The 14,558-nt window shown below is 45.6% G+C and carries 15 protein-coding genes; all 15 read left to right on the top strand.

The annotated features are described in order from the left end of the window. Positions 1-243: 243 nt before the first annotated feature. The 15 genes from ACFQ0C_RS36725 to ACFQ0C_RS36655 all read left to right on the top strand — a co-directional run bounded on the left by ACFQ0C_RS36725 (position 244) and on the right by ACFQ0C_RS36655 (position 14,436). Positions 244-534, top strand: a complete 291-nt coding sequence (locus ACFQ0C_RS36725) for a hypothetical protein (RefSeq protein ID WP_379374575.1) — start codon at positions 244-246, stop codon at positions 532-534. Positions 535-595: 61 nt separating this feature from the next. Next, positions 596-1,888, top strand: coding sequence for a DNA methyltransferase (locus ACFQ0C_RS36720; RefSeq protein WP_379374573.1), 1,293 nt, complete (start codon positions 596-598; stop codon positions 1,886-1,888). Between the two features lie 129 nt (positions 1,889-2,017). Further along, on the top strand, positions 2,018-2,245 hold the full coding sequence (locus tag ACFQ0C_RS36715) for a hypothetical protein (protein WP_379374571.1): 228 nt from the start codon (positions 2,018-2,020) through the stop codon (positions 2,243-2,245). A gap of 289 nt (positions 2,246-2,534) precedes the next feature. Then, a complete protein-coding gene (locus tag ACFQ0C_RS36710; RefSeq protein WP_379374569.1) occupies positions 2,535-3,425 on the top strand; it encodes a phage terminase small subunit-related protein in 891 nt (296 codons plus the stop codon). Continuing rightward, positions 3,418-4,869: a DEAD/DEAH box helicase family protein gene (locus tag ACFQ0C_RS36705; RefSeq protein ID WP_379374567.1), complete on the top strand. Its 1,452-nt coding sequence runs from the start codon at positions 3,418-3,420 to the stop codon at positions 4,867-4,869. The genes ACFQ0C_RS36710 and ACFQ0C_RS36705 overlap by 8 nt, the downstream gene beginning before the upstream one ends. 17 nt (positions 4,870-4,886) lie before the next feature. Continuing rightward, positions 4,887-7,109 carry a hypothetical protein gene (locus tag ACFQ0C_RS36700; RefSeq protein WP_379374565.1) on the top strand — a complete coding sequence of 741 codons (2,223 nt, stop codon included), beginning with the start codon at positions 4,887-4,889 and terminating at the stop codon, positions 7,107-7,109. Between the two features lie 17 nt (positions 7,110-7,126). Beyond that, complete coding sequence (locus ACFQ0C_RS36695) at positions 7,127-9,829, top strand: hypothetical protein (RefSeq protein ID WP_379374563.1); 2,703 nt, start codon at positions 7,127-7,129, stop codon at positions 9,827-9,829. Positions 9,830-9,845: 16 nt separating this feature from the next. Then, the gene (locus ACFQ0C_RS36690; protein WP_379374561.1) at positions 9,846-10,160 is read left to right on the top strand and encodes a hypothetical protein; all 315 of its coding nucleotides are present in this window, start codon (positions 9,846-9,848) and stop codon (positions 10,158-10,160) included. Continuing rightward, the gene (locus ACFQ0C_RS36685; protein WP_379374559.1) at positions 10,114-10,719 is read left to right on the top strand and encodes a hypothetical protein; all 606 of its coding nucleotides are present in this window, start codon (positions 10,114-10,116) and stop codon (positions 10,717-10,719) included. The genes ACFQ0C_RS36690 and ACFQ0C_RS36685 overlap by 47 nt, the downstream gene beginning before the upstream one ends. A 4-nt stretch (positions 10,720-10,723) precedes the next feature. Continuing rightward, positions 10,724-11,095, top strand: a complete 372-nt coding sequence (locus tag ACFQ0C_RS36680; protein WP_379374557.1) for a hypothetical protein — start codon at positions 10,724-10,726, stop codon at positions 11,093-11,095. After that, on the top strand, positions 11,082-11,576 hold the full coding sequence (locus ACFQ0C_RS36675; RefSeq protein WP_379374555.1) for a phage virion morphogenesis protein: 495 nt from the start codon (positions 11,082-11,084) through the stop codon (positions 11,574-11,576). Before ACFQ0C_RS36680 ends, ACFQ0C_RS36675 begins: the two co-directional genes overlap by 14 nt. Continuing rightward, complete coding sequence (locus tag ACFQ0C_RS36670) at positions 11,573-12,160, top strand: hypothetical protein (RefSeq protein ID WP_379374553.1); 588 nt, start codon at positions 11,573-11,575, stop codon at positions 12,158-12,160. The genes ACFQ0C_RS36675 and ACFQ0C_RS36670 overlap by 4 nt, the downstream gene beginning before the upstream one ends. A 14-nt stretch (positions 12,161-12,174) precedes the next feature. Then, a complete protein-coding gene (locus ACFQ0C_RS36665; protein ID WP_379374551.1) occupies positions 12,175-13,650 on the top strand; it encodes a hypothetical protein in 1,476 nt (491 codons plus the stop codon). Beyond that, positions 13,643-14,080, top strand: coding sequence for a hypothetical protein (locus ACFQ0C_RS36660; protein ID WP_379374549.1), 438 nt, complete (start codon positions 13,643-13,645; stop codon positions 14,078-14,080). The genes ACFQ0C_RS36665 and ACFQ0C_RS36660 overlap by 8 nt, the downstream gene beginning before the upstream one ends. Then, positions 14,080-14,436, top strand: a complete 357-nt coding sequence (locus ACFQ0C_RS36655; protein WP_379374547.1) for a hypothetical protein — start codon at positions 14,080-14,082, stop codon at positions 14,434-14,436. Before ACFQ0C_RS36660 ends, ACFQ0C_RS36655 begins: the two co-directional genes overlap by 1 nt. Positions 14,437-14,558: the final 122 nt, after the last annotated feature.

The following is a 14,558-nucleotide window of genomic DNA, read 5'->3' as shown; positions in this document are numbered from 1 at the left end:
CATATTAGTGGCAGGGGAGGGAACTGGAGTGAGATTAAAGAGGTTAGTTGATAAGGAACCACCGAAGCAACCGGAGCAGTGTAAAGGTTGTGTTTGGGGGAAGTGGGACGGATTGAAACAATTTTGCTCTAAACAAATTTGTGTACAAACAAATAATTTATAAAATTTATTGAAACCTTTCTAAAAGGACTCTTTATTAGCAGTATAATGAATATATTCTTTGAATCACAGGAGGAATATATCATGTTAAACTATCACTTCAAAACAGAAGGTTCGAAAGAGACCGGTGATTATAAGGTATATGAATGCAATAATGGGAATTGCAAGCTAATTTATGAAATCAATGGGTTGATTAATATCGGAGGATTAAAGGAAGCAAGACAAGCTATTGGTCGTTATTTAATAAGTAATGGTCATTCCGTTGATAAAGTGTTTCAGCACCAATGTATTAAGCCAGGCAGAGAGAAAAACCCAACTCATAAATGGACTGTTCAAAATTATTTAATCGGCGTTCCTCAAACAAAGAAAAGATAAGCACCCTAACCGGTGCTTTTTCTTTTGCCCAAAACCAACTTAACATTATGGAGGTGTAATATTGAGAATAGAAACACTACGACTCAGTCAGCTTCAGCCCAACGGTTGGAACCCCAATGAAATGGATGATTACATATATAAATCGTTGGTGGAGAGTATCCGTAAACATGGGGTGCTGCAGCCGATTCTAGTCCGGTCTGATATGACCATCATCAAAGGTGAGAAGCGCTGGCGGGCTGCCGGCGAAGCAGGCCTAAACGAAATCGTTTGTGTCATCGTGGAATCGAGCCAAGAAGAGGCAAAGCTACTAACCGTAAGCCTGGGGCATCTTCGGGGCTACACCAATGAAGAGCTGCTTGCATCTTTATTGGAGGAGCTCTCGACTCACTTTTCTCTCGAGGAGATTGCGCTTCAAACCGGTTATCAGGCTGCCGAGCTCGACAACCTTCTCCAGGGCCTGCCGGCCAATACGGATATTGATCCGCCTGTCATAGAAGATGACTTTGACATTCAAGGCGCGTTGGATGAGATAAAGGAGCCAGAGACCCGATACGGCGATGTATGGCAGCTCGGCAGGCATCTATTAGTCTGTGGTGATGCAACCAAGCTAGAGGATGTGCAGAAGCTCATGGCAGGAGACAAGGCTGCGCTGGTTGTGACGGACCCACCATATAACGTAGCATTTAAAAGCGATTCAATAAGGTTGGCCGCTGACGGCCGGGACACTATCATGAATGATGATATGCCAGCAGAGCAGTTCAAGGGGTTTTTGAATGCAGTCTTTGGGAGCTATGCTGCAGTAATGAACCTGACAGCTGCTATTTATATTTTTCACCCTTCTTCTTATCAACGCGAATTTGAAGATGCAATGAACGAAGCCGGCATCGTGGTGCGTACTCAGTGTATCTGGGTAAAGAACGCATTCTCCTTCGGTTTTGCTCAGTATAAGTACAAGCATGAGCCTATCTTCTATGCGCATTTAAAAGGAAAGTCGCCTGCGTGGTATGGTGATCGAAAACAAACGACGGTTTGGAAGGCGGGGCTGCCAGTTGAGAACTCAGAACCTGAGACTATCTGGGAAGTATCTCGTGGTGATGTGACCAAGTATGTTCATCCCACACAGAAGCCGCTTGAACTTCTTGCTATTCCAATTAGAAACAGTAGTCAGCGCGGTGATATTGTACTCGACCTATTCGGAGGCAGCGGTTCAACGCTTATGACCTGTGAACAAACAGAGCGTGATTGTCGGACCATGGAGCTCGATCCGATCTTCTGTGATGTAATCCAAAAGAGGTACCTCGAAGCAACGGGCGTAGAGCCGGTTCTTTTGTTTCGGGCTGAATCGGCAGCGTAAAGAAAAAGAGGGCGCATCAACGCCCCCTTAGCCACCGGGACACCCCCCGGTGAGATCGTGATAGCCGTGGCCACGGAATCGAACGCACGATCTCATATCCATTGTAACGGAACTGCGGGGTGTTCGCAATTGTCTAATGAAAATACGAACAGTAAAAATGATGATCTGCTTTTACAACATGAAATAGAAGTTATTCAAGGCATCCTTGAGTCAAAGTCCAAATACCGGAAAATCGTACAAGCCGGCATTGCTCGGTGGGTGAAGGACTTTCAGGATGGGAGAATTGAAATCAAGACGGTAGATGATTTGAAGAAGTTGATTGAGATTGATCTGGAGCTACAGAAAGAAGAAATATAAAAAAACACCACTTTTCAGTGGTGTTAGTTATTCGCTTTACCCGAGGTCCTAGCGGATTGAATAGCGGTCGTTTCAAACTTAAGTGACAAGAAAGGTAATCTTATGTCAAAGCCTTTAAATTTAATGGATTTGATTATGTTCATTCCCATCCCCCCGATACGTTTAAAGATTGCTAGGACCCTAACCATAGGCGGCTTTTCCAAGCCGTCGGGAATCGAGTAAAACGAACAACATTAAGCTAATAATAGCACATATGGTAATGAATAACAAATGGGGGTGGTGGTATGTAGTGGCTCGTGAGAGAAGCCCTGATCGTGATAAAGCTAAACAAATGTGGCTGGACAGCGGCGGCGAAAAGAAGCTTAAGGACATTGCTGCTGCTCTTAATTTAGGGGAAACACAGATAAGAAAGTGGAAGTCACAAGACCAATGGGAAGCCGTTCTGAATAGTAACGTTACTAATGAAACGAAAGGTAACGTTACTAAACGTCCGGGTGCGCCGAAAGGTAATAAGAATGCTCTAGGCAACAACGGCGGGGCTCCTAAAGGAAACCAAAATGCCAAGGGTAACCGGGGAGGACATGGCGGGCCATTCCGTAATAAGAAAGCCCTCAAAACAGGTGAATATGAAACGATATGGCTAGACGCTCTCGAAGACGATGAGCGTCTTTTGTATGAACAGATTGATACCGACCCGTTCATTCAAGTGGATGAAGGAATTAAGCTGGCTTCAATGCGAGAACGAAGGATGCTGCTCCGGATACAAAAGTTAATGAATGGGTTAACCGAAAAGGGAAGGCGCGTTCTACAGCAGCGGGTTACAGTTAAGGATCCTGTACAAATTCATGACGAGAAGACAGGGAAAACATCAATCATTGTTCGAGAACGACAGGAAATGGTGACAACAGAGCTTGAAGAAACAGAAAAGCGACTTATCGATGATATTCTTGCTCACGAGGAATCATTAACTCGCATCCAGGACAAGAAGGCCAAATGGATTGATCTGAAGTACCGTATGGAAGCTGTTGATGAAGAGAAACAGGTTCGGATCGAAATGATGAAAATTGAGCTACAGAAACTACAAGGTGGAACCGGAGCAACCCAGAGCTGGACTGACGCCCTAAAGGAGATCGCGGAGCGTCGCAAGGCCAAGCGGGCGGAGGTGAGCGGCAATGAGTAAACCTTTTAACGCCGTATCTGACCTTGCTGAGCTGCTTGAGCTATATTGGGATGACCCTGTTGCATTCGCTGAGGATATGCTCGGTTTTGAGCCTGACGACTGGCAGAAGGATGCCATGATGGACGTCGCTTTACATCCTATGACCAGTGTGCGATCTGGCCAAGGGGTAGGAAAGACCGGTTTCGAGTCTACGCTAGTAATCTGGTTCCTTTGCTGTAGGCCTAATCCGAAAGTAGTTTGCACGGCACCGACCAAGCAGCAACTGCATGATGTGCTATGGGCCGAGGTCGCCAAGTGGCTCGAAAACTCTATGGTCAAAAACCTTCTTAAATGGACCAAGACCAAGGTTTACATGATAGGGCATGAGCAGCGCTGGTTTGCAACCGCCAGGACGGCAACGCGCCCTGAAAACATGGCTGGCTTCCACGAAGATTACATGCTTTTCATCGTGGATGAAGCTTCAGGCGTCGCCGATCCGATTTTAGAGACGATTCTCGGTACGTTAACCGGACCGGAGAACAAATTGTTGATGTGTGGAAACCCTACACGGACGGCTGGAGTTTTCTACGATTCCCACAACCGAGACCGAGCACGCTTTAAGACCCACAAGGTAGATAGCAGGGATAGCAAGCGAACGAGTCGAGGCAACATTCAAATGCTTATCGACAAATATGGTGCTGAGAGCGATGTTGTCAGGGTCCGGGTTTATGGTGAGTTTCCTAAAGCTGAGGCTGATGCGTTTATTGCACTTGAGTTGGTAGAACTGGCTGCTTCGGGTCACATAGAAGCTAAGGGCGATACATTACATCTTGGTGTGGACGTTGCGCGCTTCGGTGATGATGAAACGGTTATTGCTCCGCGTATAGGTATGAAGGTGTTTTCCCTTAAATGTTACAACAAGCAGGATACGATGGTAACGGCAGGCTGGGTCATTTCGATAGCGAAGGATATGCTGCAGAGGTTTCCTTGGCTTAAGCAGGTCGAAATCAAAGTCGATGATAGCGGTGTTGGTGGTGGAGTGACGGATCGTTTAAACGAAGTCATCCAAGAAGGTGAGTTATCGAATTGGCGGGTTGTCCCGGTTAATAACGGTTCTAAGGCTACCAATGATGAGGAAGAGCATTACGACAATAAGGGAACTGAAGCGTGGGCAGCCGTTCGAACCATCCTTCAGGAATGTTTCTCTAAACACCTGCAGGGAGAGCACATCGATGTGGAATTGCCTAATGATGAACGCTTAATCACCCAGCTGTCACAACGTAAATATCGCATGACGAGCCGTGGGAAGATTTCGCTCGAGCGCAAAGAAGATATGAAAAAGCGAGGACTAGATTCGCCAGACCGAGCGGACGCAGTTGTCCTTGCATTTTGGTCCGAGAAATTGGTGATTCCAATGGTTACAACGTCAAGTGTTTCGATTGAGGATATTGCTAATGCACTTTAGAGAAAGGAGTTACGTTCATGGGTCTATGGAATCGGGTTACAACTATATTTCGCAGAGGGTCCCCAGAAGTAACAATTCAAAAGGAAGAAGAGTTACGCCCGGATGCAACACCGTTCACACACAACACTGAGGATATTCGAGAGACTGACTTTATCTATCGTAGCCTGCAGGTTGAGACCAATAGGCGGGCTACTCTCCGAGATGTTGAACTTATGCTTCTTGCGGATCCGCTGATTGACGAAACCAACGACCGAGTAGCCCGAAAAGCAGTGCGTGGGGGCATTTTCGTAACGGTAACCGGTAGTGGTAAGCATCAGCAATCGAAAGCAGTCAAGACAGGTTCAAAAGCTGTAAGAGGACAACAAGTGGCAAATAAGGCGCAGCAGATCATTGATGATTTCATGAAACGTTGTCAGGTCGATGCTCACGCTAAAACATGGGCATCGCGTCTGCCGGCGGATGGCGACTTATTCTTAAATGTGGTGGTTAAGGATTATGGGGGGCAGCCCAAGATCGAATGTATTCGCCGAACACCGCCAGCTATCATGAAGCGAAATGAGGACCAATTCGGACAGTTTATTGATCTGAATCGTGCTTATTCTGAAATAGATCCTCTTAACGGCCTGTTTTTTACAACAGTAATTCCAGAGAATGCTTACCGCCATTTTCCACTTTGGGCCATTAACCATATTCGTTGGAAGTACCGTGGTGGATTATACGGTAATAGTCAATACATCTCCATCCGAAAGCTCTCAAAGCAAAACGCATCAGCTGATGATGATATGGTCGTGCGACGAAAGACAAGGGCGCCGCTAAGGAGAGCACATATGATCGGAAACAAAGATAACCCTGGTGACCCGAAGGTGGTCGAGAAGTATAAGACTGAGCATAAAGATGCGATCGTAAACGGTAAGTATATGGCAACGACAGATTATTATATGAATGGCCTCGGTGATGTGAAAAACCTCGATGGTGATAGCAATCTAGACAAAATCGGTGATGTCGAGTATTTGTTCAACAAGCAGAACACCGGTACTCTTGTACCAAAGGGATTAATCGGTTTTGCAGAAGATATCAATCGAGATGTGTTAGATGACCAGAAAGAAGAGTATTACGATACCATTGAGGATATTCGTCATCTGCTGGAATACGGTGACGGTGGTCCTTTTTCTGGTCTGAGAGCTATCATTAATTTTGAACTATTGCTACATGGTATTGATGTTGAAACGGCTGGTATTAGTTATGACGTTGCTTTCAGTCAGCTTAGGACAGAGGATCCAGATGAAGTGGTCAATCGTACTAAAACGGCTCGGGATGCACACTTAATTGATCAACGTACCGCTGTTCTAGCTATTGCTCATATTTTCAACGTTGAGGATCCGGAGCTTATGCTTTTAGCTCTTGAGGAAGAGAAAAAAGAACAGCAAGAGCAGTTGGCAGTGAAAGGTGGTGACAAAGCGGATGAAGTGAACAAGGTCGTTACCGACTCGGGGGAGTCTTGGGGTGATGAAGGGGACGATGAGCACCTAAAGGACCTGGAGCTGATAGAATCCAAAACAGAAAGGACGTGGAAGCTTCGATTTAAAAGGATTCAACGAGCAGTAAGCCAGATTGAGTTGAACTTTGAAGAGACAGTTACGGATGCCGAAGGTGAAGCTGAGAAGTCATTTTTGAATGAGGAAATGATCGAGTGGTTTATGTCTGAAGTGGCATCTATTCAGCAGGATGACTGGGACGAGTATTCTAGTGAATTGGGGTATGTCTATATACATTCTGGAGAAGTCGGTGGGAAGCTCGCTGCGGCAAGAGTCGGGCTTAATTTTGGCATTCACCGAGAAGATATCCTTGATGATCTTTCAAAGCGATCTGTAACAAGGGTTAAGAACATTGACGAAACAACAGAAAAACAGTTGCGGAAAGCCTTATCGCAAGGTTATCTATCCGGTGATAAACATGAATTAATTAATGCTGTGCGCGCCGCGTTAGGAGAGGTTTATGCAGAGGCATATAAAAATCGAGCCCGCATGATAGCAAGGACTGAAAGTATGTGGGCCTACAACGAGTCAGGCAAACGTATTTATGCTGAGGCTGGGTATGATGTGACTAGTGCCCCAGCGCTACCGGCGCATCCAGAATGCCGCTGCGCCTATTCTTCGGATGGTGAAAATATTATTGTTCTCGTCACCCGGGATGAGCGTACTTGTCCGAAGTGCAAGCATTTCATAGGAAAACGATACTAAAATAAAGGGGTGATTTCGTGCAAGACGAACCAGTTATGCTATTCTTGGACAACCAGCAGCTGCTGGAAATTGAGTTTTCCGATGTAGCGATCGGCAGCGCTCAAATGCTGGATAGCGGGTCCGTTGGATTTGTTCAAGGTAAGAAAACGTATCGAATGCTTGGCACTAAGGTCGATGCGGTTAATGGTAATAATCGTGTGTATCCGCGGTTGATTATGACAGATGCCATTAAGCGTTGGAAACAGGCTAGGAAAGGAGCGCTTGGTGAGGCGGGCCATCCAGAGTCTTATACGGACTCAGATGGAAAACTTGCATGGCGCTCGAAGATCGAAAATCAGGTCATCAAAATATTGGACATTCATCTGCCAGATGAGCAGGGGGGTGTCTTTTTTGATTTCCAAACTTTAGACACAGCTAAGGGGAAGGACTTACAGGCGATTCTCGACGCTGAGGGTAAGATTGGCTGCTCCATGCGGGCTGGCGGCCGCGGACGTCCCGGGAAAATTGGCCAGAAGACAATTACGGTGGCCACATTTATAGATCTTTTCGCATTTGATACGCTCTTTGATCCAGCAGTGAGGGATACTTTAGGTTCAATCACACCACTAACGGATAGCCAGATGAATGAGCTGCTAAAGGAAGAGAGTCAACCTTATTCTGATGCTGTGGACCCTTTGATCGAAAAAATCAAAGCGTCGAATTCGGTAGTGGATATCAAACGGCTCGGTATTCAGGTTGAGCAGATGGAACTTGATGCTGTGGATCGCTCCGCGGTAGATTCGGCTTATTATCGTCGCTTTTACCAAATCATGCAACTAGATGAGATTCATGCGTCTGAGCAATCCGCCCGCCGAAGAATTGGATTTACAGATAATCAAACAAACCAAGGAGATGATGTCAACGTGTATACATTCGAGCAATTGATGAAAATGACGGATGCTGAACTTTTACGTATCCGTGGCGAAGCAGGGATAAGTGTTGAAGTAGTAGCTATGTGTGATGCAATCGTTGGGCAGCGTAAAGCGACAACGCAGGAGGCAGAGCTTCAGGTGATGAAAGATGAGCAGAATAAACGAACTGCTGCCGATGCAGCTCGAGCATATCTAGATAGTGAAGATGTGAAATCAAAATTGAGCAAGCTGCCCGTTCATGTGCAGGATACGGTCCGTATTAAGGTGGATTTAACATCGAGGGAAGCTGCGGAAAAGACGTTCACAGATGCGTATGATTTTGTGGTATCGCTTGTGGCTGAAGATAAGCTAAAGGCAATGGGTTACAACCGGAATGCTCCCTTGACAGATGGTCAAGCGAGTGTAAATGGAGCGGTGGAGTTTGGTCAGGAAGGGCAGGGTTGGAGAGAATTTACAGATAAGCTCCGAGAAGCATCTGACGATTTTCATATTGCTTTTTCCGGTTTGAAGGATGAAAACCTGTTAAAGATCAACAAGCCTATTGTGGATCGACTATTGCGTGAGTTTGATAAAGCCAATGCAGAAAACCTATCCCGATTTGCTGATGATTTTTCATCTTCTACCAATACGGCTAGTGTATTAAATGCAGTGGCTTTCCATCGCCAAATCATTGAACAAGCATTTCAGACACTTGTTGCATTGCAATTCGTTCAGGTGACTCCTTTCAGCGGAGAATTCATGGAGATCCCGAGGGAGAACTATCAGCGTTCTAACAGCCGTCCTTTGAACAACGGCGAACAACAACCGATGGCTAAAGGGAAGCTATCTTTAGACTTCCTGCATGTTGCTGCAGAAGCGCGCAAGCTTGCTGCGGAAGTAACGTTGGAAGCCATGCGTCGACTTCAATCTGGACCCTTAAATTATGATATTCTCGGCAGGCTTAACTATCATCTGAGCCAAGATTTGCAACGAGAATTGTCCTTGCGACTTCATAATGAAATGCTATTTGCTTCCGATGAATACGGAGCTGTTGAAAAGAAAGGGGAAACGCCGAACATCGATGGGGGGCGCACTGTCATCACCCTGTTACGTGGAGGAACCTCGGGTTCACCTAACACGTATGTACCTGTTGTACGTCCGAGAACGACATATTACTGGACACAGAGCGGTAAACAGGCCGTGACAATCAACTCGATCAAGTTGTACTTGGCTGGCAATCCGGTCAGCCTAAGTGGTGCTGTGATTGATTACGAAAACGGTAAGATTACCCTGGGTACGGCACTTGGTGCGGGTGCAGTCACTGTTGATTACAGCTATGCAACAAATATCGCTTTGTTCGATTTAACCGTTCCCAACGGTGTAGAAACGGACAAATATTATAATCAGTTGGTGCATCTTATTGGAACTCAGAAAGCGTTCATGGGCGCAGAACCAAGGTTCTATTCTCCAAACTATCTGCTAATGTCGGAAACGATCTCGAATGAGGTTTCTCAAGCCGAGCAATTTGCAGAATTATTTAAACGTAACGGTACCGGGCTGCAGCCGAATGGTTATGTCGGTCGAATTAAAAATATTGATGCTTACGAGCACAATGAACCATGGGGGGCTGGAGATACTCGTATCCTGATGGGACAGCGGTTGGCCACAAAATACGGTGTCGGAACCAGCATGACGACAAAGGGGCCTTTCCCAACCCGCGATGCTAATAGTGAGCTGACCGGCGGCGAAGAAATGTACATTTTCATGGACGACGCTACTATTACACCAATCAAACAACAATTGCGTACAATTCGCTTGTATCGATCTTAAGGAGGTCTAATCATTCATGGTGATGAAACTGAATAATACGGGCAAGCCGATCTTCGTTGAGGGTCGGCTTATTGCTGCTGGAACTTTTTACGATGCGAAGGAAGAAGTGGAATTTGTCACGACAGGTAATCCGATCAACGAAAATATCTTTGAAATCCCCAAATTGGAAGACATTACGGTTCCTCAAATAAAAGAGAAATTTGAGGAGTGGGGCGTTGACTTTTCAACTGGTGGTAAGGAAAAAGCGGTAGTGTACGCTGTTTTCGTAGAGGAGGCCAAGAGACGTGGCGGATTTGAACAAGCTGATACAACTGGTGCGAGCACAGATTAGGGATAAGGGCGGGGTAATTTTCGCCCTTCCTAAACCTGCTAGTGAAGAAACTCCTGCGGAACCGGATGAGCTTGAGCCGATGGTCCAGAACGTTGTTGATGATTATAGCCGCTGGAGGCCGCTGCGGGGAAAGCCAGGTCAATTAGAATTGCATATAGAGCAGATCGAATACACATTACCGGACGACCTCATTGAATTAGAATCCTTTCCAAAAGAGTATTTCCGGTACAATAAGTTCCTTACTCTTTCGGACGCTCCTATTCAGGAAGAAACGATCAGATACGTTTATACTGCAATGCACATGGCTGAAACTATCCCTCATTATGATGTGCCTGCTTTGGTGGGGATGGCTGCTGCTAATGCACTGAGAGCTGTCGTATCAGATCCCAATAAAATTGAAGAGTATATTTCTTTTAAGTTGGAGGGTGTGTTGGATATTGACACTAGGAACACATCGGAAGTAAGCAGAGAAATCCTTAAAACCGCAGCAGAATTTGAAAAACAATACTTGTTAAGGGTTCAGCATCAAACCTCAGGTCCCTACATGTCATTCGGGTGATGCGATGGCTTCTATTGATTTAGTTAAGAAAAAAATAGCCCAGGTGTTTAACGACCATGGAATTGAGGTTCGCCTTATGGGGCAGGCGGATGTCGTTAAAAATGCGTTAGGTGAAGTGATCGCGGCAATTACTACAGAATTGTCCCAAACCATTGTCTTAAAACGGTTGACTCTGAAACTGCAGCTAGAATTGGCAGGTGATTTGCCTGATGGGACGGTAGATATTGTAGCACCTCCAGATACTCTTATCAAAGAGGCATCCATAATAAAGGTGGATGCCCGTCTTTACCAGGTGATTGAGCTGATTCCTTACAGAGCTTTTGGGGAAGTAATCTGCTATGTAGGCAGAGGAGAAAGGGCTGATGGAAATGAATAGTCTGGCTGATATCGCCAAGAAGCTTTATCAAATGTCTGATCAAATGCATGAAGGCATGGCAGACGGTGTCCATAAGACGGCCACTAGGGTAGTATCCAATGCGAAGAATCGCTTAGGTCACTACCAAGACGGATGGGCCAAGCTCAAGGAGAAGACGGTTCAACGCAAGCTGCGTAAAAATGTGAAAGCCGTCATAAGGGCCAAGAAGAAAGGTGCTTATACTGCTACGGGTACAGACTCTGACGCTCCTTTAATCGATGACGGATTGTTACGTGCAAGTATTACGGTGCAAACCAACCGCAGGCACTTGCAATCTGAAGTGGGTAGTCCCATTATCCAAGCCGCTACGCATGAATTTGGAAATGAGGAACGAGGAATTCCTGAGCGCCCTTACCTGCGTCCAGCTTTAAAAGAAGAGGTTCATAAACATTTTGTCAACGATCTGAGGGACGGTATTTTAAAGAGGGTGACCCGAGGATGATTCGGAATGAATTGGAGATTGTCTACGACACATTAACCTGCATTGTTGCCGGGTACCCGTTTCTCAGCGGCAGACCAGCGGCTGTCTATGATTACAGTCCGAATGCAGTAAAGGCTGCCTCTTATCCGTGTATCGGAATTCGCCGAATTGCTGAATCTCTTTATAAGCATATTGATAAAAACGAAGAGTACAAACGAACAGATTCAGCTGGTAGCGTATTTGCTTGGTATGAGGCAGGCAACTTTGAATATACCTGTTCGGTAGGCTTGTACATGACGGTCACAGAGCAAGTGCCCAATCCGGTACCTTATCTCCGCGGTTGGTCCCAATGGCTTCAAAAGCATATTGTTCGTCATGTTCGGTTCGATTGTGAATACGATCCATCCGGATCAGGGGAATCGCTGATCATCAAATCGGCAGCACAGCCTTTTGAGACCTACGGTAAACTGCTGTATTCCGTAAAGCATACATTTGATGTAAAAGGGAAGCTGTTGGTAGGAGAGTTGTTGAGAGGGCCAGTAAGTAGCAGCGGATCCCCTGCGTGGAAAGTACATCAGAATCCGTATGTTTGGAAAGAAGAATAAAAGGAGGTATTTATATGCCGGTTTTACGTGGCGGTGTAACAGCGGACCAATACAATACGCCCGATATATACATTGAAGAATTAGTCCCTAAGGTAGATGAAAAACCTGCGGGGATTTCAGGGAAAGTGATGGGAATCATCGGCCAGTTTCAAAAGGGCTCTGTGAATGATGTGCTTACAGTGAATGGCGATGCAGAATTTATTGAAAAATTGGGGGATTTTTCGGAACAATACAGCGGATCAAAGGCAGCATGGACTGCGTTTAAGCGCGGTGTGAAGAAAATCATCTGCGTCAATGTTCGCGGCGCGGGAGCTGGGGCTGCATCCCTTACCTTAAAAGACAAGGCGGGGACTCCAGCGGACACACTGAAAATAAGCTACAAAGGGCCCGGACTATACGGTAACAATTGTACTGTTGAGGTTCTAGCTGGGTCCGGGGTTGGAACATTTAAGATTGTTTTGAAAGGTCCCACTACCAAAACGGAAACTTATGATAATCTCACTAGCCCTGCGATGGCTACGAGCAGTATAAATCAATTCTCTAAGGAGTTCGCAGCGGAGAATTTGTCAAGTACCACGGTTACTCCAAACAACAATCCTGCGGTACTGGCAGCGACAAAATTAACCGGGGGTTCGGACGGTACCGCACCAACGGCAACCCACTATAAAGGGACGACGGACAGTTCAACCGGCAAAAAGAGTGGTCTGGAGCTGCTTAAAACCTCTGTTGAAGTAACCGATGTTGTAACCGATATTTATGTTTCCGATACGATGAACGGTCATATGTGGGTAGCAGCAGAACTAATGAACTGGTTTGCGTATTTGCCATTAGCTGTAGGAACGAGCGTGAGTGCTGCGATTACAAACCGTGGAGCCTACAACACAGAATTTGCGCATCTATGTATTGGGCATGCCCGGAGCAAATCAAGAAATTGGACTGTGCCGGTAGCGGTCTACGATGCTATTGCTCATATTTTGACTCCTGTTCAGGATGGCACCGCAGGCTTTAGTTTTGCTGATGTATCTGGAATTGATGTGGAGTTGTCAGCTGACGATATTGAAACCCTGACCACAAATCAGGTCGTTAGTATGGGGCAAATGTTGAATTCGGAACGGCAGCTTGTGTATGGCATGAAGAGCGATTTTACTTTGGATAGTGATCCCAGGTTTAAGCAGACCTATCGTAGGAGGGTGACTTCTTTACTAGAGAAGGATTATTACATTGTCATGACTCCTTACCGTAGTAAGCATATTTCCAAGTCCTTATTGGAAGATGCGGAATTGGTCAGCCGCAGCTACCTTGATAAGGCTCTTGGAGAGGAAATTATTCAAGCCTATACGATTAAATTTACTACTCCTGAAGAGATAGGGAATATCGATGAGTTGATTGAAGACTTGGTTATCGACCTGTATAACATCGCAGATAAGATTCGAATCCGGCTGCTGAGTGCAGCTAATGCTATAGGAGGAGGCGAGGTGTCAAATGGCTAAGGATGGATTGTTAGGGAAGGACTTAACGATTAGTTTCATTGAATCCGGTGGAACTCCATTTAAAATTGAAACGGAGAAGTTTGATGAGGAGCATAAAACTGAAGAAAAAAAGAAACATCCGCTGGGTGATTCAGCCGAACATACTCGGGTAGTTCATATGGGGTGGGAGCTTAGTGTTGACGGAGAAATCGTTGATCCAACTGTAGATGATTTGATTGACCGTTTTGAGCAAGCATATAGAAGCAATACTCGGCTACCTCAACTCGAAGTACGTACTAAAGAAGTGTTTGCAGATGGAACCGTTCGTCAATGGAAATTTTCTTCAGATGGTGGTGTTCGTATATCTGGTTTCAAAAAGACTGCGGATAAAGGGAATGAGGCTCGGAAATACAGCTTTAAAATTCATGCAATGAGGAGGGATCAGGTTTAATGGCTGAATATACATTAAGTACTGGGAAGAAGGTTATCACTCGGGAATTATCGGCGTACTCTGAATTCCTAATGTCAGGCTTTTTAAGTGTACCGATGGTAGATGCGAGTAATAAATTTACTGCTGCCTATATCACTCAAGCAGGCATGCTTAACGCTATTTTCAGAACTGATTCCGTGAATGGAAAGGCTATTGAGGTTCCGACAGATCAGAAATCTTTGATCATAGCCTTTTCAAATTTCTCGAGTGTTGAATTGGGAGAATTTATGGTCAAGCTCGAAAGTTCAGATCAATCGGATGATGCTTCGGGAAACGTGCATACGGCCCCTGGCTCAGAGAATGTGCCTACCTCTTAGTGCATGGGGTCGATTGGAATAGTGCTTTCCAGATGCCTGTTAGTTTAAGAAGGTTATTAATTAAAGAAATTGAATCGTTGAACCAATAGGGCGCTTACCATGCGTCCTATTTCCTTTGAACT

It is taken from the genome of Paenibacillus sp. GCM10027630 (assembly GCF_042676305.1).
Lineage (GTDB): Bacteria > Bacillota > Bacilli > Paenibacillales > NBRC-103111 > Paenibacillus_S.
The sequence above is the reverse complement of the archived record's forward strand: the minus strand, read 5'-3'. Positions and strand labels throughout refer to the sequence as shown.

Excerpts from the sequence above, each read along its gene's own strand:
- ACFQ0C_RS36725 (WP_379374575.1), top strand. The coding sequence starts at position 244 with ATGTTAAACTATCACTTCAAAACAGAAGGTTCGAAAGAGACCGGTGAT.
- ACFQ0C_RS36705 (WP_379374567.1), top strand. The coding sequence starts at position 3,418 with ATGAGTAAACCTTTTAACGCCGTATCTGACCTTGCTGAGCTGCTTGAG.
- ACFQ0C_RS36700 (WP_379374565.1), top strand. The coding sequence starts at position 4,887 with ATGGGTCTATGGAATCGGGTTACAACTATATTTCGCAGAGGGTCCCCA.
- ACFQ0C_RS36690 (WP_379374561.1), top strand. The coding sequence starts at position 9,846 with ATGGTGATGAAACTGAATAATACGGGCAAGCCGATCTTCGTTGAGGGT.
- ACFQ0C_RS36680 (WP_379374557.1), top strand. The coding sequence starts at position 10,724 with ATGGCTTCTATTGATTTAGTTAAGAAAAAAATAGCCCAGGTGTTTAAC.
- ACFQ0C_RS36675 (WP_379374555.1), top strand. The coding sequence starts at position 11,082 with ATGGAAATGAATAGTCTGGCTGATATCGCCAAGAAGCTTTATCAAATG.
- ACFQ0C_RS36670 (WP_379374553.1), top strand. The coding sequence starts at position 11,573 with ATGATTCGGAATGAATTGGAGATTGTCTACGACACATTAACCTGCATT.
- ACFQ0C_RS36665 (WP_379374551.1), top strand. The coding sequence starts at position 12,175 with ATGCCGGTTTTACGTGGCGGTGTAACAGCGGACCAATACAATACGCCC.
- ACFQ0C_RS36660 (WP_379374549.1), top strand. The coding sequence starts at position 13,643 with ATGGCTAAGGATGGATTGTTAGGGAAGGACTTAACGATTAGTTTCATT.
- ACFQ0C_RS36655 (WP_379374547.1), top strand. The coding sequence starts at position 14,080 with ATGGCTGAATATACATTAAGTACTGGGAAGAAGGTTATCACTCGGGAA.